The sequence below is a fragment of the Pseudomonas sp. 13B_3.2_Bac1 genome (genome assembly GCF_025466205.1).
GTDB lineage: Bacteria > Pseudomonadota > Gammaproteobacteria > Pseudomonadales > Pseudomonadaceae > Aquipseudomonas > Aquipseudomonas fluorescens_H.
Window position 1 is genome coordinate 90,129 of record NZ_JANLOG010000149.1, and the last position, 23,114, is coordinate 113,242.

The 23,114-nt window shown below is 59.9% G+C and carries 25 protein-coding genes and 2 tRNA genes; 10 read left to right on the forward strand and 17 right to left on the reverse strand.

What is annotated here, in order from left to right; genetic code table 11:
- Nucleotides 1-127: 127 nt before the first annotated feature.
- From NTD85_RS24930 to NTD85_RS24955, 6 genes are all read right to left on the reverse strand, one after another.
- Nucleotides 128-203 (reverse strand) — tRNA-Thr (locus tag NTD85_RS24930).
- Nucleotides 204-623: 420 nt separating this feature from the next.
- Nucleotides 624-1,859, reverse strand: a complete 1,236-nt coding sequence (locus NTD85_RS24935; RefSeq protein WP_262143469.1) for an SAM-dependent methyltransferase — start codon at nucleotides 1,857-1,859, stop codon at nucleotides 624-626.
- Nucleotides 1,840-2,529, reverse strand: a complete 690-nt coding sequence (locus tag NTD85_RS24940; protein ID WP_003220713.1) for an ABC transporter permease — start codon at nucleotides 2,527-2,529, stop codon at nucleotides 1,840-1,842. The genes NTD85_RS24935 and NTD85_RS24940 overlap by 20 nt, the downstream gene beginning before the upstream one ends.
- Complete coding sequence (locus tag NTD85_RS24945; protein ID WP_003220715.1) at nucleotides 2,526-3,221, reverse strand: ABC transporter permease; 696 nt, start codon at nucleotides 3,219-3,221, stop codon at nucleotides 2,526-2,528. Before NTD85_RS24945 ends, NTD85_RS24940 begins: the two co-directional genes overlap by 4 nt.
- A gap of 77 nt (nucleotides 3,222-3,298) precedes the next feature.
- A complete protein-coding gene (locus NTD85_RS24950; RefSeq protein WP_003220717.1) occupies nucleotides 3,299-4,048 on the reverse strand; it encodes an ABC transporter substrate-binding protein in 750 nt (249 codons plus the stop codon).
- Nucleotides 4,049-4,061: 13 nt separating this feature from the next.
- A complete protein-coding gene (locus NTD85_RS24955; protein WP_003220720.1) occupies nucleotides 4,062-4,835 on the reverse strand; it encodes an ABC transporter ATP-binding protein in 774 nt (257 codons plus the stop codon).
- A gap of 552 nt (nucleotides 4,836-5,387) precedes the next feature.
- Here NTD85_RS24955 and gabP point away from each other — a divergent pair.
- Nucleotides 5,388-6,779 (forward strand): GABA permease, encoded by a 1,392-nt coding sequence (gabP, locus tag NTD85_RS24960; protein ID WP_201136038.1) that lies wholly within the window; start codon nucleotides 5,388-5,390, stop codon nucleotides 6,777-6,779.
- A 70-nt stretch (nucleotides 6,780-6,849) separates the two neighbouring features.
- Here the strand turns inward: gabP and NTD85_RS24965 are convergent, their stop codons facing one another.
- The 4 genes from NTD85_RS24965 to NTD85_RS24980 form a co-directional block, all read right to left on the reverse strand.
- Entirely contained in the window at nucleotides 6,850-7,302 is a 453-nt protein-coding gene (locus NTD85_RS24965; RefSeq protein ID WP_262143470.1) for a hypothetical protein, read from the reverse strand.
- Nucleotides 7,303-7,308: 6 nt separating this feature from the next.
- Nucleotides 7,309-7,722 (reverse strand): hypothetical protein, encoded by a 414-nt coding sequence (locus NTD85_RS24970; protein ID WP_003220725.1) that lies wholly within the window; start codon nucleotides 7,720-7,722, stop codon nucleotides 7,309-7,311.
- Between the two features lie 28 nt (nucleotides 7,723-7,750).
- Nucleotides 7,751-8,725, reverse strand: coding sequence for an alpha/beta fold hydrolase (locus tag NTD85_RS24975; protein ID WP_262143471.1), 975 nt, complete (start codon nucleotides 8,723-8,725; stop codon nucleotides 7,751-7,753).
- A 68-nt stretch (nucleotides 8,726-8,793) separates the two neighbouring features.
- Entirely contained in the window at nucleotides 8,794-9,852 is a 1,059-nt protein-coding gene (locus NTD85_RS24980; protein ID WP_262143472.1) for a YhcG family protein, read from the reverse strand.
- Nucleotides 9,853-10,113: 261 nt separating this feature from the next.
- Here NTD85_RS24980 and NTD85_RS24985 point away from each other — a divergent pair, with 261 nt between their 5' ends.
- Together NTD85_RS24985 and NTD85_RS24990 are read left to right on the forward strand one after the other, a co-directional pair.
- Entirely contained in the window at nucleotides 10,114-10,563 is a 450-nt protein-coding gene (locus NTD85_RS24985; RefSeq protein WP_003220731.1) for a hypothetical protein, read from the forward strand.
- 76 nt (nucleotides 10,564-10,639) lie between these two features.
- Nucleotides 10,640-10,921, forward strand: a complete 282-nt coding sequence (locus NTD85_RS24990; protein WP_045122255.1) for a YceK/YidQ family lipoprotein — start codon at nucleotides 10,640-10,642, stop codon at nucleotides 10,919-10,921.
- Between the two features lie 14 nt (nucleotides 10,922-10,935).
- Here the strand turns inward: NTD85_RS24990 and NTD85_RS24995 are convergent, their stop codons facing one another.
- The 6 genes from NTD85_RS24995 to NTD85_RS25020 all read right to left on the reverse strand — a co-directional run bounded on the left by NTD85_RS24995 (nucleotide 10,936) and on the right by NTD85_RS25020 (nucleotide 15,718).
- Nucleotides 10,936-11,286: a hypothetical protein gene (locus tag NTD85_RS24995; RefSeq protein WP_262143473.1), complete on the reverse strand. Its 351-nt coding sequence runs from the start codon at nucleotides 11,284-11,286 to the stop codon at nucleotides 10,936-10,938.
- 211 nt (nucleotides 11,287-11,497) lie between these two features.
- A tRNA-Phe gene (locus NTD85_RS25000) sits at nucleotides 11,498-11,573 on the reverse strand.
- A 103-nt stretch (nucleotides 11,574-11,676) separates the two neighbouring features.
- Nucleotides 11,677-11,949 carry an oxidative damage protection protein gene (locus NTD85_RS25005; protein WP_003220737.1) on the reverse strand — a complete coding sequence of 91 codons (273 nt, stop codon included), beginning with the start codon at nucleotides 11,947-11,949 and terminating at the stop codon, nucleotides 11,677-11,679.
- On the reverse strand, nucleotides 11,946-13,013 hold the full coding sequence (gene mutY, locus NTD85_RS25010; RefSeq protein ID WP_047600902.1) for an A/G-specific adenine glycosylase: 1,068 nt from the start codon (nucleotides 13,011-13,013) through the stop codon (nucleotides 11,946-11,948). Before mutY ends, NTD85_RS25005 begins: the two co-directional genes overlap by 4 nt.
- Nucleotides 13,010-15,235 carry an AsmA family protein gene (locus NTD85_RS25015; RefSeq protein WP_262143474.1) on the reverse strand — a complete coding sequence of 742 codons (2,226 nt, stop codon included), beginning with the start codon at nucleotides 15,233-15,235 and terminating at the stop codon, nucleotides 13,010-13,012. The genes mutY and NTD85_RS25015 overlap by 4 nt, the downstream gene beginning before the upstream one ends.
- 78 nt (nucleotides 15,236-15,313) lie before the next feature.
- A complete protein-coding gene (locus NTD85_RS25020) occupies nucleotides 15,314-15,718 on the reverse strand; it encodes an acetyl-CoA sensor PanZ family protein (protein WP_003220743.1) in 405 nt (134 codons plus the stop codon).
- Between the two features lie 223 nt (nucleotides 15,719-15,941).
- Between NTD85_RS25020 and NTD85_RS25025 the strand changes: the two genes are divergently transcribed.
- From NTD85_RS25025 to NTD85_RS25055, 7 genes are all read left to right on the forward strand, one after another.
- Nucleotides 15,942-17,606 (forward strand): OFA family MFS transporter, encoded by a 1,665-nt coding sequence (locus NTD85_RS25025; protein WP_103520112.1) that lies wholly within the window; start codon nucleotides 15,942-15,944, stop codon nucleotides 17,604-17,606.
- Nucleotides 17,607-17,876: 270 nt separating this feature from the next.
- A complete protein-coding gene (hisB, locus tag NTD85_RS25030) occupies nucleotides 17,877-18,470 on the forward strand; it encodes an imidazoleglycerol-phosphate dehydratase HisB (RefSeq protein WP_007909204.1) in 594 nt (197 codons plus the stop codon).
- Nucleotides 18,470-19,108, forward strand: coding sequence for an imidazole glycerol phosphate synthase subunit HisH (hisH, locus tag NTD85_RS25035; RefSeq protein ID WP_103520111.1), 639 nt, complete (start codon nucleotides 18,470-18,472; stop codon nucleotides 19,106-19,108). Before hisB ends, hisH begins: the two co-directional genes overlap by 1 nt.
- Nucleotides 19,109-19,369 (forward strand): DUF2164 domain-containing protein, encoded by a 261-nt coding sequence (locus NTD85_RS25040; RefSeq protein ID WP_103485273.1) that lies wholly within the window; start codon nucleotides 19,109-19,111, stop codon nucleotides 19,367-19,369.
- A gap of 42 nt (nucleotides 19,370-19,411) precedes the next feature.
- Nucleotides 19,412-20,149, forward strand: a complete 738-nt coding sequence (gene hisA / locus NTD85_RS25045; protein WP_003220753.1) for a 1-(5-phosphoribosyl)-5-[(5-phosphoribosylamino)methylideneamino]imidazole-4-carboxamide isomerase — start codon at nucleotides 19,412-19,414, stop codon at nucleotides 20,147-20,149.
- A gap of 9 nt (nucleotides 20,150-20,158) precedes the next feature.
- Complete coding sequence (hisF, locus tag NTD85_RS25050; protein ID WP_003220755.1) at nucleotides 20,159-20,929, forward strand: imidazole glycerol phosphate synthase subunit HisF; 771 nt, start codon at nucleotides 20,159-20,161, stop codon at nucleotides 20,927-20,929.
- 73 nt (nucleotides 20,930-21,002) lie between these two features.
- Nucleotides 21,003-21,758, forward strand: coding sequence for a substrate-binding periplasmic protein (locus NTD85_RS25055; RefSeq protein WP_003220757.1), 756 nt, complete (start codon nucleotides 21,003-21,005; stop codon nucleotides 21,756-21,758).
- On the opposite strand, the gene NTD85_RS25060 is transcribed toward NTD85_RS25055, so the two are convergent.
- The gene (locus NTD85_RS25060) at nucleotides 21,739-23,043 is read right to left on the reverse strand and encodes a Vps62-related protein (protein ID WP_262143475.1); all 1,305 of its coding nucleotides are present in this window, start codon (nucleotides 23,041-23,043) and stop codon (nucleotides 21,739-21,741) included. The genes NTD85_RS25055 and NTD85_RS25060 overlap by 20 nt on opposite strands.
- Nucleotides 23,044-23,114: the final 71 nt, after the last annotated feature.

Below are 23,114 nucleotides of genomic sequence, written 5' to 3' on the forward strand. Positions count from 1 at the left end.
AGTGTCCCTGATCGCCCGAAGGGCGGGGGAAGGGATGAAGCTATTTCCACTGAAGCTGAAACTGCAAAAATATAAACACCCCAGAAACAACAAAGCCCCTGCATTTCTGCAGGGGCTTCGTTTTGTATGGTGCCGGCACCAGGAGTCGAACCCGGGACCTACTGATTACAAGTCAGTTGCTCTACCAACTGAGCTATACCGGCGTGTGGGCGACGATTATAGCGATTGGGTTGGTTCTGTAAACCCCTGAATTCAGACTATTTTTACGCAGGCGCTGGATCAGGCTTGGCGTGAGCGGTGACGCCGAGTTTTTAGCCGCAAAACCGAGGTGCTACGCGATCAAGCCAGACTGAGCGTGAGGGCAGGATTTCCGCACCGTTCAAGCACCCATTTCACCCGTTTATGTCGTTTTGATTGGAAGCTTATGCACAACGGATCGACGCAACGGCAGTGTTGCAGGGGATTTTGTGGACACGTTCTCATTTTGTGCGCAAATCCCTGTTTTACAGGTTTTTTATCAATATGAACAAAAAATGACCAATGCTGTTTAAGCGGTCTAACGGCCGTGAATATTGGATCCACTGGAAAACCATCAACAGAGTTATCCACAGGCTGTAAAGATTTTAAGCGCGTTCGGCCAGCAGCAGGAAATTACGCGGTGTCAGTGGGGTGTCGCAAAAGGTGCCGAGGCGTACGTCGTATCCCTGTTCGACGAGGAAAAGTGCTCGATCCAGGTTCAACCAAAGCTCCAACGGTCGTCGGAACAGTCCGCGTAGTAGTTCCAGGTTGCGAACTTCGGCCAACCGCTGCCAACCGGCGGCTTCCAGTGCCTGCCAGTCTGGCGTGCCGATTGTGGATAACTCTTTCAGCGCTGCCAGGTCGCGGCAGTAATCGGCGAAGGGTTTGTCCAGCCAGACGCTGGGCAGGGACGGGGTTGGCAGGTATTCGTCGACGCCGCGCAGTTGCCGTTGCAGCAGGTCGAAGGCCAGGCGCCGGGCCATCGAGGTGTCGCGCTGACGTCGGACGCGTGCGCCGGCGGTGACGGTTTCGCTCATGGGCAGTGCCAGATCTTCGAGCGAGAGTTGTAGGGCAGATCGCATGCCGGCGCAGGACAAGGCCTGGTACTCGTTGCGATTGATCCGGTTGTAGCAGCACGGGGCGATGGCCATCTGCTGACATCCGGCAGCGCTCGCCAGTTGCATCAGGCGCACATGCAGGTCGCCGCAGGCGTGCAGGGCGACCGGGGTGTGTTGAGCGCTCAAAACAGTCGTGGCGTCTGCTGCCAGCACATCCTGCTCGACATGCAGGGCGTGCAAATGATGGCGCTGACTTAATGCCTGACCGCTGGCGACCAGCGCCGGATCGTATTCAACACAGGTCAGCTGTTGCCCGGCGCCCAGCAGGCGTCGGCCCAAATGCCCCTTGCCGGAACACCAGTCCAGCCAATGTGTTGGCGCAGAGGCGAAAGACAAGCGGCTGGCGAACGCTTCAATTTGCTGCCACTTGCGCCCCGGCACATCGACATTCAATCGATGGCTTGCCGCTTCCAGCGCATGTGCCGGCAACTCTCCGACTGCGCTCAGCTCAGCCGACAACGCCGCCAATGAAGCGAACGGCTCCGGCGCATCGATGAGATCGGCAGGGTGGTTATGCACAAGCTCTGCATCTTCCAGCGATCGTCCGCGTAGCCACGAAGCCAATTCGGGGTAGGCGGTTTCCCATGGAAGCGAAAGATGAGTGAACGGACGAGGTTTCCACAGCGCCTGATGCTCAATCAAAAAAGCATCCAGCGCAGTGAAACGGGCGAGTAGGTCCTCGCCCGTCAGCACGTGGGAAGTTTCAACGCCCTTGGCAGGCATCGACGCGCAGCCAGCGCTCCAGCAGCTTGAAGCCGCGCACCAGCACGTAGGACATCAGCAGATAAAACACGCCGGCGGCGAAGAAGATTTCCACCGGCAGGTAGGTGCGGGCAATGATCGTGCGGGCCATGCCGGTCAGTTCCAGCAGGGTCACGGTGCTCGCCAGCGCACTGGCCTTGAGCATCAGGATCACTTCGTTGCTGTAGGCCGGCAGGCCGATGCGCGCCGCACGCGGCAACATGATGTAGAACATTGCCTTGGGCTTGGACATGCCCAGTGCCCGCGCCGCTTCGATTTCGCCCGGTGGAATCGCCTGGATCGCGCCGCGCAGGATCTCGGCGATGTACGCCGCGGTGTGCAGGGTCATGGTCGCGGTGGTACACCAGAACGGATCGCGCAGGTACGGCCACAGTGCGCTGCTACGCACCGCATCGAACTGCGCCAGGCCGTAGTAGACGAGGAACAGTTGCACCAGCAGCGGCGTGCCACGGAAAAAGAAGATGTAGGCGTAGGGCAAAGCGCGCACGTACCACAGCTTCGAGGAGCGGGCGATGCCCAGCGGAATGGCCAGCAACAGGCCGGCAATCACGGCAATCGCCACCAGTTCCAGGGTCAGGGTCGCGCCCTGCGCCAGTTTCGGCAGCCACTTGATGATCACTTCCCAGTTCATGAAGCGCTCCTCGCAAAGCCGCGAGCGGCGCGTTTTTCCAGGAAGTGCATGCCGCTCATCGCCAGCACTGTCAGGCCCAGATACATGACCGCGGCCACCAGATAGAAGGTGAACGGCTGTTTCGACACGGTCACGCCGATCTGTGCGTGACGCATGATTTCTTCCAGGCCGATCACCGACACCAGTGCGGTGTCTTTCATCAGGATCATGAACAGGTTGCCCAGACCGGGCAGGGCGATGCGCCACATCTGCGGCATGATCAGCTTGGTGAAGATCCGCCATTTCGACAGGCCCAGCGCCACACCGGCTTCACGGTGGCCCTTGGGAATGGCGAGGATCGCGCCGCGGAACACTTCGGTGGCGTAGGCGCCGAAGCACAGGCCCAGCGCAATCACGCCAGCGGCGAATGCGCTGAGTTGCAGGTCGGGGTTGCCGAAGAACTCACCGAGGCTGCGCATCAGGTTGACCGTACCGAAGTAGATCAACAGCACCCAGAGCAATTCCGGGACACCGCGTACCAAAGTCGAATAAGTACCGCCAAGCCATTGCAGCGGCTTGTACGGGGAAGTCTTGGCCAAGGCGCCGAGCAGACCGAGCACCAGTCCCAGGCACAGGGCCGTCAGCGCCAGTTTGACGGTCATCAGCGCACCGGCGGCGAGGGCCGGGCCGAATCCGTAGAGGTCGATAATCATGGATTTCTTTTCAAATCGCGGCAGGCAAGGCCGGGAGCCGGCGCCGTCGGATCACGGCGCCGGTCCCGCAGGTCAGATCAATAGATGCTGAACGGGAAGTACTTGTCGTTGATCTTCTTGTAGGTACCGTCAGCGACGATTTCCTTCAGCGCGGCGTTCAGCTTCTCACGCAGCGGATCGCCTTTACGCACGGCGATGCCGATCTTGTCGCTTTCCACGACCGGGTCGCCCTTGAACTCGTAGTTCTTGCCGGCGTCGGTTTTCAGCCAGTCGTAGTTGGCGTACTTGTCGGCGAGGATCGCGTCGACACGACCGGAGGTCAGATCCAGGTAGGCGTTTTCCTGGGTGTCATAGAGCTTTACTTCGATATCGCTACCGTAAGTGTCCTCGAGCCAGGTGCCGGCGAGGGTGGCGCGCTGCGTGCCGATGATCTTGCCTTTGAGTGAATCCTTGTCGGTTTTGAACTCTTTATCTTTCTGCGCGATGAACTGCAGCTTGTTCGAGTAGTACGGGTCAGTGAAGTCCACCGCGCCCTTGCGCTCTTCGGTGATCGACAGCGAGGAGATCAGGAAATCGAACTTCTTCGCGTTCAACGCAGGGATGATGCCGTCCCAGTCGGAGGTGACCACGGTGCACTCGACTTTCATCTTGGCGCACAGGGCGTCACCGATGTCTTTGTCGAAGCCGACCACGTTGCCGCTGGCGTCTTTGTTGTTGAACGGCGGGTAAGCCGCTTCGATGCCCATCTTCAGGGTCTCGGCCATGGCACCGGCGCTGAACGCGAGGGTGACGGCGGCGGCCAGGAAGACCTTTTTAAAATTCTGCATGCAGGTTGCTCCGTTAGCGGTTGCTGGACATGAATTGTTTGCAGCGCGCCGAAAGCGGGTTGTCGAACACCTGCTGAGGCGATCCTTGCTCTTCCACCAACCCCTGGTGGAGGAACACCACTTCGCTGGAGACCTGACGGGCAAAGCCCATTTCGTGGGTCACCAACAGCATGGTGCGGCCTTCTTCGGCCAGTGCGCGGATGACACTAAGTACTTCCTGAACCATTTCCGGGTCAAGGGCGGAGGTGGGTTCGTCGAACAGAATCACCTTCGGCTGCATCGCCAGCGTGCGGGCGATCGCGGCCCGTTGTTGCTGACCTCCGGACAATTGCGCCGGGTAGGCGTGGCGCTTGTCGGCGATGCCGACCTTGGCCAGCAGCGCTTCGGCGACTTCGATGGCTTCGGCCTTGCTCTGGCCGAGCACGCGGCGCGGGGCTTCGATGATGTTGTCGAGCACGCTCATGTGCGGCCACAGATTAAAGTTTTGAAATACAAAACCAATCTCGGAACGCAGGCGGTTGATCTGTTTGCCATCAGCGGCAACCAGTTCGCCATTCTTGGCGGGCTTGAGCTTGAGTTCTTCACCGGCCACCAGAATCTGGCCCTGGTGCGGGTTTTCCAACAGGTTGATGCAACGCAGGAACGTGGACTTGCCGGAACCGGAGGAACCGAGGATCGAGATCACATCGCCGTCGCGGGCGGTCAGCGAGATGCCTTTGAGCACCTCAAGCTGTCCGTAGCGTTTGTGCAAGTTGCGGATTTCAAGCGCGGGCGTGGCCTCAGCCATGTGCGTTCCTCATATATGTTGCGCTCCTGCTGTTGGCGGGCCTTCCTGGCGAGGCGGCCAAGCTAGCATAGCGTTTCAATGGCAGCCAACAGCGCTACGAGCGGTAAGCGGATGGCGTGTGGCAGGTTGTCGCATCGGCACAGCAGACTGTCGCCCCATCAACAACCGAACGGGTGTTTAAACGTGCAGCCCCGTGGGTGTTGCGTAAAAAAAGGCGCGATGTTGCCAGCTTTGGCGGGGTGTTGGAAGCGCTATCCGGCCGAACGTTCCTGAATCGCCCTTTTATTGTGCATCCCACACTTTTTCAGTGTGTTCCTGGTGCGCTCGTTCGTTTGAAAAGTGAGTCGCAGGGTAACGTTCTGGCGAATTGCCATTAATTTTAAGGACTTGCGATGACTGTCCGGTCGCGTTAAAAGCCGCGGGCCAGAAGAGTTTGAAACATTTTGGCGCACTTATTGCGTGCAGAATCTGGAACGCCCCGTTGGTTTCTTTTTACGAGAAGGAAAACCAGACGGGACGGACGCAATCGCTTTCCTCGCAAAGGTAGTTCCGATGAGCAGTACCCCAAGCTCCAATGGCCTCGAACAGGGGCTCAAACCGCGTCATGTGACCATGTTGTCGATCGCCGGTGTTATCGGCGCCGGTCTGTTCGTTGGCTCCGGCCACGCTATCGCTGCCGCCGGCCCTGCTGTGCTGCTGGCTTACGCCGCCGCCGGTACCTTGGTGGTGCTGGTGATGCGCATGCTCGGTGAGATGGCTGTCGCTTCGCCCGACACCGGCTCGTTCTCGACTTACGCCGACCGTGCCATCGGGCACTGGGCCGGTTTCACCATCGGCTGGTTGTACTGGTGGTTCTGGGTATTGGTGATTCCGCTGGAGGCCAACGCCGCCGCGACCATCCTCCATGCCTGGTTCCCGAGTGTCGGCATCTGGGCGTTCGCACTGATCATCACCCTGCTGCTGACGGTCACCAACCTGTTCAGTGTGAAGAACTACGGTGAGTTCGAATTCTGGTTCGCCCTGATCAAAGTGCTGGCGATCATCGGCTTCATCATCCTTGGCCTTGCGGCGATCTTCGGCTTCCTGCCGAACAGCCAGGTCAGCGGTGTTTCGCACCTGTTCGACTCCGGCGGCTTCCTGCCCAACGGCATGGGCGCGGTGCTGGGTGCAATCCTGACCACCATGTTCTCGTTCATGGGTACCGAAATCGTGACCATCGCGGCCGCGGAATCGAAGAACCCGGGTAAACAGATCTCCAAGGCTACCAACTCGGTGATCTGGCGGATCGGCCTGTTCTACCTCGTGTCGATCTTCATCGTTGTGGCCCTGGTGCCGTGGAACGATCCGACCCTGGCCAACCTCGGTTCCTACCAGACCGTGCTTGAGCGCATGGGCATCCCGAACGCGAAAATGATCGTCGACATCGTGGTGCTGGTCGCGGTAACCAGCTGCCTGAACTCGGCGCTGTACACCTCGTCGCGCATGCTGTTCTCCCTCGGCAAGCGCGGTGACGCACCGGCCATGTCAACTCGGGTCAACAAAAGCGGCACGCCTTACTGGGCAGTGATGTTGTCGACCGGTGCGGCGTTCCTCTGCACCTTCGCCAACTACGTGGCCCCGGCCGCGGTGTTCGAATTCCTGCTGGCCAGTTCCGGCGCCATCGCGCTGCTGGTGTACCTGGTGATCGCGTTCTCGCAACTGCGCATGCGTAAACAACGCATGGCCCGCGGCGAAAAAATCGTCTTCAGCATGTGGCTGTTCCCGGGCCTGACCTACGCGGTGATCATCTTCATCGTCGCGGCCCTGACCATCATGCTGTTCCAGGAAGCCCACCGCGTGGAAATCCTCGCGACCGGCCTGCTGAGCCTCATGGTAGTCGTCGCCGGCCTGCTGGTGGCGCGTCGTCGCAAGCAGGAAAACCGTGGTGCGGTGGTGTTGAACTGATCCGCAACGCGTAATGCAAAACGGCCGCTGTCAGTGATGACGAGCGGCCGTTTTTGTTTGTGCGCGGGGTTTATTCGCTCTTTTCTTCCTGGGCATTCAGCGACTTGCCGTAAGTATCCAGCGCAATCCCGAAATCGGTGATGAACTGTGGCTCGGTCAGCCAGGCCTGGGCGGTTTCGATGTCCATGCCATCGGCCCACATGCGGTAGTCGATCAGCATGTCGGCGGCCAGGTGAGTGGCGGCCATGCCTTCGTTCTCGGCGTTTTCCATGTCCAGCAGTTCTGGATGGTCAACGATGATGAACGCCAGTTCGCGCAGCAGGGTCAGCAGCATTTCGTTGCGGCTGACGGCTTCGGCGTCGCGCATTTTGCTGAACATTGCGAGGGTGTATTCCGGGATCGGCTCGTCCAGATGCCCGAGATTGTCGTCCTGGTCCAGCGGCTTACGGCCGACCATGCGGATGTGCTTGGCTTTGGCCTTGGCGCGTTTGGCGCGTTTCTGTTGCTTGTTCAGGGATGCCATGGGTACTCAGTTCTTCTGTTGGGTTTGTGCGGCGATCGCGTCGGACGCCGCCACATAGTCGGCCTGGAAGGCCGGGGATTCGATCCACGCCAGGGCGCCGGCTTCGTCGGTTTCCTGGGACCACTGGCGATACTCGATCAGCGCGGCGAGGATGAAATCCATCGCGCCTTCTTCGCCTTCCTGCTCGTAGACCAGTCCTAGCAGCGGGTCTTCGAGGAACGCGGTGCACATGGCTTGCTGGCTGATCTTCTCGGCATCGATCATTTTCTTGAACAGCTCGGTCAGGTCCACCGACTCGAAGTCGATACGGTCATCGTTCGGGTCCAGTTCGACCGGCGTCTCGGCGCGTTTGCTGCGGTTTTGCTTGGCCTTGGTCTTGGCCCGGGCGGCGCGTTTTTGCTGCTTGTTGGCGGAGGCCATGGTGTGTTCCGTCGTGCGTTGAAAGGGCTCAGCTGCGTGGCACTGGCCGCCCGGGTGTGTCGGGGGCCAGCTCGCCGGTTTGCAGCCAGGTCAGAGCGATGGGCCATAGTGTGGCTTGGTATGCGCTGCGAAAAAAGGCGAAATGTCCGACTTGTTGTTCGCCGATGTCCTGCGGCTCGATGCGCAGGTGGGTTTTGTGCGCATGGCTGAAGTAGTCGAGCAGGCGTTCGATGGCTGGAATGGTGCCGTAGGGGTCGTCGCTAATACTGATCGCCAGGGTGTGTGCGCGGACGTTGGCGAAGGGCAGGCGACCGCTTGCCTTCAGCAGTCGGCGACCACTCGGACGCTGCTCGTAGCGCGCGGCAGGCGTGCTCCAGTCGCGTACGACACCGGCGGGCGTGTCCTCCAGCCAGCCGAGGCGCTTGCCCGGGAAATAGCCACAGAACCGCGTCAGCAGCGGCATCAGCAAATGCCATTTACCAAACATGCGCCAGCGCTGTGCCGGCGCATAGTCGCGCCAGTAAGCGAACTGCGCGCCGACCGTCACCAGCCGACGAATGACCTGCCCGGACTCGCCGAGTCCGGCCGCGCAACCGCCGAAACTGTGGCCGACCACATCGATTGGCTGGCCGGAGAATTCCCGTTGCGCGCGTTTGAGCATCGCCTCGAAATCCAGCGCGCCCCAGTCGGTCCATGAAGCCTCAAGGCCTTTCAGGGTTGCCGGGCGTGATTCGCCGATGCCTCGATAGTCGTAGGTGATCACGTCGAAGCCGTTGGCGAACAGGTAATCGGCGAAGCGTGAATAGTGTCGGCAGCGTACCGAGGTGGCGGCGTTGATGATGACTACCGGTCGCTGGATGTCGGGCAGGGCATGGCGCCAGGTGAAGCCGCCAAGGGCAAAGTCATCCTCGGCGGCTTCCGTGAAGGGTTCACCTTGCGCCGCGGTCAAAATTGGCAACCTTGACTGCATATCCTGCATCGCGGGCGTGTCCTGACAGGTCATGGCTTTCTACCTTTGCGGGTAAGTTGCCAACGATAGTCTCGGCGCCGCCCGGCAACAATCCAGAAGGTTTATTCAGTCGATTGAATGAGCAGGCGTTCTTCGATCAAGGCCTGTTCCCGATTGAGTTCTGCGCGTAATTCTTCCTCACTCGGCAGTATCGTCTTGTAACTGCTGGCGAACAGTTGCTCATTGCCCTTGAGCATCGAGTAACGCGCGACCGAATCATTGCTCTCTGCACACAGAATGATCCCGACTGTCGGCTTGTCGCCCTCGCTGCGCTTGAGCTCGTCGTACATGCGCACGTACATGTCCATCTGTCCGACATCGCCGGCACTGAGCTTGCCGCGCTTGAGGTCAATGATCACGAAGCATTTGAGCAAATAGTTGTAGAACACCAGGTCGATGTACAGATCGTCACCATCGGTGCTGATGCGTTGTTGTCGAGCGACAAAGGAAAAGCCTTTACCCAACTCCAGAAGAAAGCTCTGCAGGTGGTCAATGAGAGCCTGTTCGAGACGACTCTCCCTGACCTTGCCGGCCGACGGTAGCCCAAGGAATTCGAGTATGGCGGGATCGCGTATGAATTCGCGCGGATGGGGTTTCATGGCTGCAATGTGGGTGGTGGCCTCTTCGATCACATCGGCTTTGTCTCGACTCATCAGCAGTCGCTCGTAGTAGAGCGTATTGATCTGTCGATCAAGGGCGCGACTGGACCAGTTCAGATTGGCAGACTCTTCCATGTACCAATGGCGAGCCTTTTCACTGGTGACGCCCAAAAGCCGCCGATAGTGGGTCCAGCTCAATTCGTGACGCAGTGCGTCACGAATTGGAAATGCCTGATAAAAGAGGCGCATATAGCGCAGGTTGGAAGCATCAAACCCCTTCCCGAACTGCGCCGTCAGATCCTTCGCCAACAAGGCCAGCAACTGCTTGCCATACCCCGCCCGCTGCGCCCCTTGCTGTTCAAACTCGACAATATGCCGGCCGATCTGCCAACAGGTCTGGACTTGAATCGTATCAACAGCACGCAGCACTTTTTGCCGCGCCTGGCGAATCAGTTCGCCCAACTCCCCCAGCAATGAATCGATTTTCGGGTCTTGCGCATCAGTAGGTTTTACCTGGCTCATCGAGTCTTCCGCATCAGTGGAAACAGACGCAAAGCATGCCGGGATTCGCCGCTCGGCGATGTCGGGCGAGCCCTGTATAGACGGCAGGAAGAGGGGATGGGTATTGCAGGACGTTGCCGGCAAAAGGTGTTTCAGTGAGTGATGGTCTGTAGTCCATTTCGTACACAGGCCAAGTTCCAATCAATCTAAAACGCGTGCTTCCCTGGCCGGATCAAATAAGGAGTCACGGTTGGGCTCTAAAAGAGTCCGGGAGTAGGGATTATGAAGCGCATTCTTTCATTCATGCTGCCAGTCGCTGCGGTCGCTGTATTGGCTTTTCCGGCGATGCTGCAGGCGGCCAGCCTTGAGCCCGTCGACAGCGCAGGCGTACAGGCTCAACAACAGCAGCAAAACGGCATCAACTACTTGTCCGGCGGGATTGGCGTTGATGAGGCAAAAGCCATTCAACAATCCACCGGTTACAACCTGCACATGACGTTCGCGGTGGGGGCGCAAGACCAGTACACCGCTGATGTCGATGTGATGATTCAAAAGTCACCAGGGCAAACCGTACTGACCCTCACCCAAACGGGTCCGCTGGTTTACGTGCAACTACCACCCGGTAAGTACACGGTGGTCGCCACCCGCAATGGCGAAACAAGGCGCGATGAGACAGACGTTGGCAGCGGCGCTGCCCGCAATCTGGTGTTCCACTGGAATGACGCTGGATAGTGTTGGGTTCAATTGAAAGTCGAGGCGCGGGTACAATCCCGCGCCTTATGTTTCTGTGATGCAAGGAAGTGCTGGTTTGAAAGGGATTTTGCGTATTGGCTCAGCGGTGAGCCTGGTTTTGCTGTTGGCTGGTTGTGGAACGATGATGGGGCGCCTGAACGGTGATTCTGCAGAACCGTACTACAAAGGCGTCGACGGCAACCTGCACTTGCTTGGCGTGAGAGGGGGAGACGGCATGCCCGCCGCGGTCATCTGCTACATGATGATCGTTTGCCCGGTGATTACCGTGGTATCGCTGCCGGTAGACGCTGCGCTCGACACGGTTTTGTTGCCGGTCGACTACGTCAACACCCTCTGAGGGCCAACCGTCATTTACCCCCGCGTACGCTTGCCCTTCTGCTTGTCAGTGGGTTCTTGCGCCATTCGGTGAATCCATAGTCCGATCCAGCCGACGGCTATCAGGAATACGGTGCCGATGCATTGCGACACGATCTCGAACCAGAACATTCGCGGTTGCAGTGCAAGGGTGTAGGTGTGGCGTGGACCGGAGCGGTTCCATGTGGTGATGGAGCCGCTGATCAAGCTGTGGACGATCAGATAAATCGACGCGCCGATGAGGAAGGCGATTAGTACGCCGACCAGCGCCGTCAGCCAGAATGCAGTCCGACTCTGGCGATAGGGTGGCGGATGGGGCAGGGGCACGCGGGTTCTTTTCTGGTTCATCGAACGGATGACCCTCTTCCATAAGGTGCAGCCAAAGTAGCGCGGATCGCCTTTGTTCGAAACCCGTCGCGCATTTGCGCAATCAAAACCCGCGATGCCTGGGAAAGGCTCGCGGGTTTTTTCTGGGCTGCGCAAAGGGGCTGGATTGAGCCGCCATCAAATCGCAGGCATAAAAAAACCCTGAATCTTGCGATTCAGGGTTTTCGGTATTTGGTGCCCAGAGACGGAATCGAACCGCCGACACGGGGATTTTCAATCCCCTGCTCTACCGACTGAGCTATCTGGGCAACGGGGCGCATTAAAAGGGTTTTTCGGATTTACGTCAACGACTTTTTTAAAATTTCTTAAATTAATTCCGTCGCTTACGATCCGACCCCCGATTTTGCGGGTTTACTCTGCAGGCGGAACGTAGCCTTCAGCCTTGGCGTAATCCTCGCCAGAGAAGTACTTGTCCATTTCGCCCTGAAGATATTTGCGGTCTTCGGCGTTCATCATGTTCAGACGCTTTTCGTTGATCAGCAGGGTCTGGTGTTTCTGCCAGTCAGCCCAGGCCTTGGCCGAGACGTGGTCAAAAATATCCTGACCTTTGGCGCCCGGGAAAGGAGCGCGTTCCAGCGCGGGCAGTTCTTCTTTGTACTTGCGGCACATGATGGTGCGGGTCATGACGACTCTCCTGCGTTCAATACGGCGGCCGCGCGTTCGAGCAAGGTTTTGACCGGGGCGGCAAGGCCCAGGCGCGGCGGGGTGGCGAGGTTATACCAGAGCCAGTCGGCCTCGGCCACGTGCTGACCGGCCTCCTGCACCTGAACCAGCCAGGGTTCGATGGACAGCTGGAAATGGCTGAAGGTGTGGACGAGGCTTGGCAGCGCCTGCTGCTCGCCCATGGTCAGCGAGTGCTGGTCGGCCAGATGCTGCAGGTCGTCGAGGTCATCGAGTTCCGGCAGGCTCCATAAACCGCCCCACAGGCCTGTCGACGGGCGACGATAAAGCAGAATCGCGCCTTCGCCGTTGGCCAGCAGCGGCATCAGCGTGCGTTTCTGCGGGATGGCCTTGCGTGGTTTGGGGATCGGATAGCGCGTCTCCAGCCCAAGCATGTGCGCCTCACAGCCCTTTTCCAGCGGGCACAGCAGGCAGCTCGGTTTGCTGCGCGTACACAGCGTGGCGCCAAGATCCATCATCGCCTGGGTGTAGGCGTTGACCCGATCGTGCGGCGTGAAACGCTCTGCATTGGCCCACAGCTGTTTGGCGACCTTCGGCTCACCCGGGTATCCCTCCTGCGCGGTAAAGCGCGCCAGAACGCGTTTGACGTTGCCATCGAGGATCGGCGCGCGCAGGCCCATGCTGATGCTGGCGATAGCCCCGGCGGTGGACAGGCCGATCCCCGGCAGATCCGTCAGCTTTTCGACGTCCCGCGGAAATTCGCCGCCGTACTGGCTGACGACGATCTTCGCAGTCTTCTGCAGATTGCGCGCGCGGGTGTAGTAACCCAGCCCGGTCCACAAGTGCAGCACTTCGTCCTCCGGCGCTTCGGCCAGCGCTTGTACTGTTGGCAGCGCGGCCATGAAGCGGTCGAAGTAATTGAGCACGGTGCTGACCTGGGTCTGCTGCAACATGATCTCCGAGACCCATACCCGATACGGATTGATGTCTTGCTGCCAAGGCAAATCGTGGCGGCCGTGGCGGTCGAACCATTCCAGCACCGCCGTGGAAAACTGCTCCGCTCTCATCGCTTGAACAGCCCCTTCAATGCGTTTTTCAATTCCGGGCTGACCTTGTCGCCGAGTTTTTCATCGATCTTTTCGCTGAGTTTGTCACCGGCGATTTTGGTCGCGACCTGGCCGAGACGTTCGTTATCCACACGGCAGGCCTTGGCGCCCAGCTCCAGCGGGCCACGGCAGCGCAGCGGCCACTCGATACCGACGAATTTCTCGCCGACCTGACAGGCCGGATCCGGCATGGCGCTGGTGTCGCCCTCGACGATGATGCCGACGCGGTAATCCATGCCCAGCACTTTCAGGTCGATGTCGCCGTTGCCGTTGACGGTCATGCCCGGGATGCGCACTTTCAGGTCCGGGTTGCTCGCCACGCCGTTGCGCAAGGTCAGGTTGCCCTTGAGTTCCTGGAACGGTGTGTCCTTGCCTCGTGGCTCGCCGCTGAGGGTTTTGCGATTGAGGGTGGCGATGCCTTTGCACAGTTGCTGTTCAAGATTGGCGTTGAGCAGCACGCCGTTGTTGATCACGAAACTGGCGTTGCCGTTGAGGGTTTCGATCAGCGCCTGCTGGCTGTTGCCGCTGCCGGTGAGGTTGCTGGTCAGCGTGACCAGGCCTTTGACCGGCGGATTCTTGCCCTGGCTTTCGAGAATTTTCTCGGCCGGCACGCGGTTGATTTTGGTCTGCAGATTGAGCACGGGGGCGCTCGGGCGTACGTCGAGGGTGCCCTTGGCTTCGAAGTCGCCGCCGTATAGCTCGCCGCGCAGGTTTTGCAGGGTCAGCAGGCCGCTCTGGCCTGTGGCCTTGAGTGCAGCGTTCTGGATCGGCAGTTTGTCGAGGGTCAGTTGGCCGAAGGTCAGGTCGGCATCGACGTCGAGTTTGGCCAGACGCTCGACCGGCAGCAGACGCTCGGTGCTCCAGGCGCTTTTGCTCGGTTTGTCCGGCAGCGGTGTGCTGCCGGCGCCGGCCATGGCATCGGCTTCGGTGCTGGCGACTTCGGCCTGACGCACTTGCGTGGCGTTTTTGGTCTTGTCCGATTTCGGCGGCAGGTAGCGGTCGACATCAAAGGTGTCGGCCTTGAGGATCGCGCGCAGCGACTGCTTGGCGAAGTCTTCCACGGCAATGCGCCCGCTGAAGCTGCTGTCGTCGAGTTTCAGGTTGACGTTGTCGAAAGCCACGCTGGTTGGCGTGGCGGCCACGCGGCTGACCAGTTCGACTTTGCTCAGGCTGCCGGGCGCCATGGCGGGCAATGTCTGGCCGATGCTGTCGACGAATTTCGCCAGATCGAACTGGGCGATCGAGATCCCGCCAGTGATCTGCGGGGTCTTGTCGAGGTCGTTGGCCTTCAGCTCGCCGAGGGCGCGCAACTGGTTGGCGGAGATCTTGATCCCGGTCCATTCGGCGACATTCGCTGCCTTGTCCAGGGAGATCTGGCCTTGGGCGGAGAAGGTCATGGCCTTGCCCTGCAGTGGGTCGCCGGTCAGTTCGCCGGACAGTTTCATGTCTTCGAACTTGTAACGTTGCAGGGCGCGTTCGATGCGCAGCTCGCCATTGAGCTCGGTGCGTACCCGCAGCACAGGCTGATTGGTGCTGAGGAACGCCGTGGCTTTCAGCGGAATGTTGGTCGAGTCGTGTACCGCACCGGTGCTCAACTGAATGCTTTCGGCGCTGTACTGCTTGCCGGTCTGCTCGTCGTTGTATTCAACGCGGGCGTTATTGACCGTCAGGCTGTCGATGTCGAGGCGGATCGGCTGCGGCGGTTTTTCCGGCTGGGCAGGGGCTTCGGCAGCAGGTGCGCTGGCAGGCGCCGGGCTGCCGGCGGGCGCGGCGGCTGTCGGCAATTTGCCGATATCTTCCCAGTTGCCGTGGCCGTTCTTGTCGCGTTTGAGGCGCAGGTTCAGGCCTTCGACACGCACATCGCTCATCTGCACTTCACGGCGCAACAGTGGCAGAACGCGCACGGACAGGCCGAGCATCTGCAGGTCGGCATACGGTTCGGTCGGGTTGATCAGGGTGGCGATGCTGGCTTCATGCAGTTCCAGGCCGAGCCACGGGAACAGGCTCCAGCCGATATCGCCATTGAGCGTCAGCTCGATGTGGGCCTTGTCGCGGGCTATCTGGCGGATCTCGTCTTTGTAGTCGTTGGGATCAAACAGGTGGGTCAGGGCGAAGCCCGCCGCCACAATGATCAGCAACAGCCCGAGAAGTACCAGACCCAGGATTTTGCCGAACGCTTTCATGGGCGAGTCCTTGTAGTTAGTCGAATTCGTAATTTAGCCGGGGAGTATAGCGCTGCATCCGCCCGGTTCGGGGCGCTGTCATGTCGCGATGACTTCCAGCGGCACTTGCAGTTTGGCGGCCAGCGCCTGCGTTTCAAGGTGTCCGGCCGGTGCCAGCAGGCGCAGTTGGGCACCCGCTTGCGACGCCATTTTCTGCGCTTGGTTCACCAATCGCTCAGCCACCCCACGGCGCCGGGTGACTTTTCGTACACACAAATGCGACAAGTACCAAATCCCGTCGTGCCTTGTCAGGCGCGCCGCACCGAGCAGTCGGTCGTTGAAACGTCCTGTAATCAAAGACCCGTCCGCCAGGCTGCTTTCGATCAACTGGGCGTCCCCGGAATACGGCGCGAACAGCCACTGCGGAGCGTCACGATAGATCTTCTGCAAATCCTGTTGATCCTGATAACTGGCATCGTTCAGCGCTTGGACAACGATCGGCATGGCTTTTTCCTGAGGGGGCGAGATCAGATGACACGAAAAAGGTGATATCAGTTTGGTTTTTCTGTCACGTGCAAATGGTAACCTTCGCCGGTTCGTCCGTCCTTCTGCGACTTAACGTCGCGCCTTCAAGGAGCTTCACCTGAAAAAACGGTCATGCCTGCGTGCATAAAGGCCGAGGGTGAACAGTGGCTGGCGAACCATACTAATAATTGGGGGATACACAATGAGCACGAGTATCACGGCGGACGGCCTTCGCGCCGACCAGCCTGCGTTCCTGTCCAAGGAGCGCATCATCGCCAAGCCCGGTTTCAACCGCTGGCTGGTTCCACCGGCCGCGCTGGCCATCCACCTGTGCATCGGCATGGCCTACGGTTTCTCGGTGTTCTGGTTGCCGCTGTCCAAGGCACTGGGCGTCACCGCGCCAGTGGCTTGCGCGCCGGACATGAGCTTCATCGCTCAGGTCTTCTCTTCGCAATGCGACTGGCCGATCTCGATGCTCGGCTGGATCTACACCCTGTTCTTCATCTTCCTCGGCTGCTCGGCAGCGATCTGGGGTGGCTGGCTGGAACACGCCGGGCCACGCAAGGCTGGTGTGGTGTCGGCACTGTGCTGGTGCGGCGGTCTGCTGATTTCTGCACTGGGGATCTATACCCACCAGATCTGGCTGATGTGGATCGGCTCTGGCGTGATCGGCGGTATCGGTCTGGGCCTGGGCTATATCTCGCCGGTATCGACCCTGATCAAGTGGTTCCCGGACAAGCGCGGCATGGCGACCGGCATGGCGATCATGGGCTTTGGTGGCGGCGCGATGGTCGGTGCACCGTTGGCGACGGCACTGATGAGCCACTTCGCTTCGCCTGCCGGGGTCGGCGTGTGGCAGAGCTTCGTGGCCATGGCGGCGATCTACTTCGTGTTCATGATCGGTGGCGCCCTGGCCTACCGCGTGCCGCCAACCGGCTGGAAGCCTGAAGGCTGGACCGCGCCGGCGAAAAAAGCCTCGAACGCGATGATCACCCACCGTCACGTGCACGTGAATGTGGCGTGGAAAACCCCGCAGTTCCGTCTGGTGTGGCTGGTGCTGTGCCTGAACGTATCGGCCGGTATCGGCATTCTCGGCATGGCTTCGCCACTGCTGCAGGAAGTGTTCGGCGGCAAGTTGCTGGGCGTTGACGTGCCGTTCGGTCAACTGGATGCCGGGCAACTGGCTTCGATCGCCGCGATCGCTGCCGGCTTCACCGGCCTGCTGAGCCTGTTCAACATCGGTGGCCGCTTCTTCTGGGCTTCGTTCTCGGACTACCTGGGTCGCAAAAACACTTACTTCGTGTTCTTCGCCCTCGGTTTTGCCCTGTACGCGCTGATCCCGAACATGGGCCATCTGGGCAACGTTGCGCTGTTCGTCGCGGCGTTCTGCATCATCCTGTCGATGTACGGCGGTGGTTTTGCGACCGTTCCGGCGTATCTGGCCGACCTGTTCGGCACGCAAATGGTTGGCGCGATCCACGGTCGCCTACTGACCGCCTGGGCTGCGGCCGGTGTGCTCGGTCCGGTGCTGGTGAACTACCTGCGCGAGTATCAACTGAGCATCGGCGTTGAACGCGCTGCCGCTTACGACATCACCCTGTACATCCTCGCGGGCCTGCTGGTGCTGGGTTTCCTGTGCAACCTGCTGGTCCGTCCGGTGGCCGACAAGTACTTCATGACCGACGCCGAACTGGCTGCCGAACAGGCGCTGGGCCACGACAAGGGGGCTGATGCGAGCACCGTGCTGGAGTGGAAAGCCGCACCGGGCAGCAAGCCGCTGGCTGTAGCTGCATGGCTGGTGGTGGGTATTCCGTTGGCGTGGGGTGTGTGGGTGACCCTGCAGAAGACGGCGGTACTGTTTCACTAAGTAATGGGTAAAACGCAGTACCCCTGTGGGAGCGGGCTTGCTCGCGAAGGCGGTATGTCATTCAGCATTGATGTTGACTGACACTCCCTCTTCGCGAGCAAGCCCGCTCCCACATTTGTTTTGTGCTGCTTCAAATGGCTTGTATGGACATGTCTATCCCCGACAGCCGGGGCTTCTGTCCGTCAGCCATATCACGTCTCGTGTTTCTGTTTCCGCCCCGCGTGCCTATAATGGCTGCCTTTTTCGCCCAATGATTTTGCGGAGCTGGTGATGGCCGAACGTAAGGCGTCTGTCGAGCGCGACACTCTGGAAACCCAGATCAAAGCCTCGATCAACCTTGATGGCACCGGAAAGGCCCGATTCGATATCGGTGTTCCTTTTCTTGAGCACATGCTGGATCAGATCGCCCGTCACGGGTTGATCGACCTGGATATTGAATGCAAGGGCGATCTGCATATCGACGACCACCATACCGTGGAAGACGTCGGTATCACCCTCGGCCAGGCCTTCGCCAAAGCCATCGGCGACAAGAAAGGCATCCGTCGCTACGGGCACGCCTACGTGCCGCTCGATGAAGCGCTGTCGCGTGTGGTGATCGACTTCTCCGGCCGTCCAGGCCTGCAGATGCACGTGCCGTACACCCGCGCCACCGTGGGCGGCTTCGACGTCGACCTGTTCCAGGAATTCTTCCAGGGCTTCGTCAATCACGCGCTGGTCAGCCTGCACATCGACAACCTGCGTGGCACCAACACCCACCACCAGATCGAAACCGTGTTCAAGGCTTTCGGCCGCGCCCTGCGCATGGCCGTCGAGCTGGACGAGCGCATGGCCGGGCAAATGCCATCGACCAAAGGCGTTCTGTAATGCAGACGGTTGCAGTTATTGACTACGGCATGGGCAACCTGCACTCGGTGGCCAAGGCCCTCGAGCACGTCGGCGCCGGCAAGGTGCTGATCACCAGCGATGCGGACGTGATCCGCGAAGCCGACCGCGTGGTGTTCCCCGGCGTTGGTGCGATTCGCGATTGCATGGCGGAGATCCGTCGCCTCGGTTTCGACGCGCTGGTGCGTGAAGTCAGCCAGGATCGTCCGTTCCTCGGCATCTGCGTCGGCATGCAAGCCCTGCTCGACAGCAGCGAAGAGAACGACGGCGTCGACTGCATCGGCCTGTTCCCGGGCGCGGTGAAGTTCTTCGGCAAAGACCTGCATGAAGACGGCGAGCACCTGAAAGTCCCGCACATGGGCTGGAACGAAGTGCAGCAGAAGGTCAGTCACCCGTTGTGGCACGACATTCCGGACAAGGCGCGTTTCTACTTCGTGCACAGCTACTACATCGCTGCCGCCAATGCGCGGCAGGTAGTCGGCAGCGGTCATTACGGGGTCGATTTCGCAGCAGCGCTGGCCGAAGGCTCGCGTTTCGCCGTGCAGTTCCACCCGGAGAAGAGCCATACCCATGGCCTGCAATTGCTGCAGAACTTCGCCGCGTGGGACGGTCGCTGGTAAATGGCCGCCAAGAAGTCCAAACCGCCGATCCTGACCCTCACTCCCGAGCAGGAGAACGAGGCCAGCCGCAAGATTCAGCGGTTCATGGAGGATCGGTTCGAACTCGACCTGGGTTCGTTCGAGGCGGCGGAAATTCTTGAGCTGTTTACCCGCGAAATTGCTCCGCACTATTACAACAGGGCGATTTTCGATGTGCAGACCCACCTCAAAGAGCGGTTTGAAAGCATCGAAAGCGACCTGTGGGCGCTCGAGAAAAACTGATTTCCGAGCCAAGCTGAACATTCAAATTTGAAGGTTTGCCAGATGCTGATTATTCCCGCTATCGATCTTAAAGACGGTGCCTGCGTACGTCTGCGCCAGGGCCGCATGGAAGATTCCACAGTGTTCTCCGATGACCCGGTAAGCATGGCTGCCAAGTGGGTGGAGGGCGGTTGCCGCCGTCTGCATCTGGTCGATCTGAACGGCGCGTTCGAAGGCCAGCCGGTCAACGGCGAAGTGGTGACCGCGATCGCCAAGCGCTACCCGACCCTGCCGATCCAGATCGGCGGCGGTATCCGCTCGCTGGAAACCATCGAGCACTACGTCAAGGCGGGCGTGAGCTACGTGATCATCGGCACCAAAGCGGTGAAGGATCCGGCGTTCGTCGCTGAGGCCTGCCGCGCGTTCCCGGGCAAAATCATCGTCGGTCTGGATGCCAAAGACGGGTTCGTCGCCACCGATGGCTGGGCTGAAATCAGCACGGTGCAAGTCATCGATCTGGCCAAGCAGTTTGAAGCCGACGGTGTGTCCTCGATCGTTTATACCGACATCGCCAAAGACGGCATGATGCAGGGCTGCAACGTACCGTTCACCGCTGCGCTGGCGGCAGCGACGAAGATCCCGGTGATTGCTTCCGGCGGTATCCACAATCTGGGTGACATCAAGTCGCTGCTCGACGCCAAGGCGCCGGGCATCATCGGTGCAATCACTGGCCGGGCGATCTACGAAGGCACCCTCGACGTCGCTGAAGCGCAAGCTTTCTGCGATTCGTACCAAGGCTGAGGACTGACCATGGCGCTGGCCAAACGCATCATCCCTTGCCTGGACGTGGACAACGGCCGGGTCGTCAAAGGTGTGAAGTTCGAGAACATCCGCGATGCCGGCGACCCGGTGGAAATCGCCCGTCGTTATGACGAGCAGGGTGCCGACGAGATTACCTTTCTCGACATCACCGCCAGCGTCGATGGTCGCGACACCACACTGCATACCGTCGAGCGCATGGCCAGCCAGGTGTTCATCCCGCTGACCGTCGGCGGCGGCGTGCGCACCGTGCAGGACATTCGCAACCTGCTCAATGCCGGTGCGGACAAGGTTTCGATCAACACCGCAGCGGTGTTCAATCCGGAGTTTGTCGGCGAAGCCGCGCAGCATTTCGGCTCGCAGTGCATCGTCGTCGCCATCGACGCGAAGAAGGTTTCCGGTCCGGGTGAAACCCCGCGCTGGGAAATCTTCACCCACGGCGGGCGCAAGCCGACCGGTCTCGATGCAGTCGAGTGGGCGAAAAAAATGGAAGGCCTCGGTGCCGGCGAGATCCTGTTGACCAGCATGGATCAGGACGGCATGAAAAACGGCTTCGACCTCGGTGTGACTCGGGCGATCAGCGATGCACTGGGCATCCCGGTGATCGCTTCCGGTGGCGTCGGCAATCTGCAGCATCTGGCCGACGGCATCCTCGAAGGCCACGCCAGCGCGGTACTGGCGGCGAGTATTTTTCACTTCGGTGAATACACCGTGCAGGAGGCCAAGGCCTACATGGCGCAACGCGGAATTGTCATGCGCTAAACCGTACAGGCCAGTGGACAGCATGGCGTACCCAAGGCACTCTTGGGCACGCCATGGATTCCGGTAGCCCGACATGATCAAACGCCTGCTTCTTGTTCTCGCCAGTGCCTCTGTGTTGTTGCTCAACACGGCGCGGGCCGAAAACAGTCCCGACACCGATCTGGTGCTCCTCACCGAAAACTTCCCGCCCTACAACATGGCGAAAGACGGCAAGAATTTCGCCAAGGGCGAGAACATCAACGGCATTGCCGCCGACATTGTGCGCGAAATGTTCAAGCGCGCCGGGCTCACCTACAGCCTGACGCTGCGCTTCCCGTGGGAGCGGGTCTACAAACTGGCGCTGGAAAACCCCGGTTATGGCGCCTTCGTGATGGCCCGCCTGCCGGATCGCGAGAACCTGTTCAAATGGGTCGGCCCGATCGGTCCGGACGACTGGATCATGTTGGCCAGGGCCGACAGCAAGATCACCCTCGACACCCTCAACGATGCACGCAAATACAAGATCGGCGCCTATAAGGGTGACGCGATTGCCGAGACGCTGGCCAAGCAGGGCCTGAAGCCGATCGTGGTGCTGCGTGATCAGGACAACGCGAAAAAACTGGTCAATGGCCAGATCGACCTGTGGGCCACGGGTGATCCTGCCGGGCGTTATCTGGCGCGGCAGGATGGGGTCACCGGACTCAAGACCGTGCTGCGCTTCAACAGCGCCGAGTTGTACCTGGCGCTGAACAAGGACGTGTCGGATGCAACGGTCGCCAGGTTGCAGGCGGCGCTGGATCAGATGCGCAAGGACGGTGTGGTGGACGAGATCATGGGACGGTATCTATAGCGGTCGGCAACGCCTTGTCCGCAGTATCGTGGCTGCATTCATCCAGCGGATATTGCAGCAGATGCAGGTTTTCGCACTCGGTGTAGCCGAGGTTGATCCCTGCCTGTGAACCGTCTCCACGCACCAACTCGTAGAAACTCTCCAGTTGATACACCGCGACGAACTTGCCTTTGCCGGCCATGGCGAGGACTTGGGTGACAAACGCAGTCTGCCAGCCACTGCTTGAGGTCTCGCTGTGGGTGAACTGGCTGTTCAATCTCGCCGAGAACGGCAGTGATGGCTGAGCGTCTGCCGTCGTTGTCCACGGCCCCACGAAATTGATCGCTGTGAGCTGCGTGAACAGGCGCAGCATCTTGGAGTTCTGCAGTCGCTGCGCCGTCCACTTGAACGAGCAGGCCTGGTCGCTCGTGTTGTGTCCGCTCCCGACCAGATAGTAGTGATCGGTTCTTTCCAGACGATAGAGGGGGCTGGTGCGCAGTTGTTCCAGGGGTGACAGGTCATCCTTGATGACGAACCAGGGAAGTTCGACGACTTGAGCAAGCGTGGCCGCCGCGTGGATTTGCGAAACGTTCGATCCGGAAAGCGTCGGCAGCGAGGGCGCCGACAGGATCTGCGGCGCGATCTGCATCCGCAGTGAGTAAGCGCCGCCATCGCCCTCGGGTTTGCCGAAACCGTTGGCCGCCACAAAAGTGCCTGGCGCGAAGTGAATCTCTCCCGGCGGTGCACTGCGCGGCGCAATGCTCCAGGCACTGAAGCTCTGTCTGGCGCCGCTGCCCTTGTCATTCCAGATCAGCTCGCCGACGTCTGATGCGATCACCAGATCGGCACGCACACAGCGAACTGCATTGACTGAAGGTTTTTCATGATCGTTGGAGCAGACCGCTCCCATGGCCACATAACCTTGCGGGGCAAGCGGTCGCCATACGGCCCCGTCTTTCTTCGATTTTGAGCCGGAGTCTTTCCAGATCAATTCGAAGTCGTCCGGGCGGCGTAATGCCGGGCCCCGGGTTGGATCCGCGCTGGGGGTATCGGCCTCGCAAACCACGGCGACCACGGTGCTGCCGTTAATGTTGTCGTGTCCGGCAATGAACACATCGCCGAGCGGGAAGTAGCCCGGCAATACATCCGGCGCTGGTGTCGGCCGCCAGAAAGCCGCAGGTTTTGCCCGCGAGCCGGCGCTGTCCCAGATTCGGTGGTATTCCGTGGTGAACTGGATCAGCAAGTTGTCGTGTCTGATCGGCTCGATTGGCCTGGATGGCGCTGCGGCCTGTTCATGAATGGTCATAGTCACTCCTGATAGTTGAACGACGACTCAAGGGAGTCGCGACCCGTTGCAGGTCTCACTATCGGTATTCG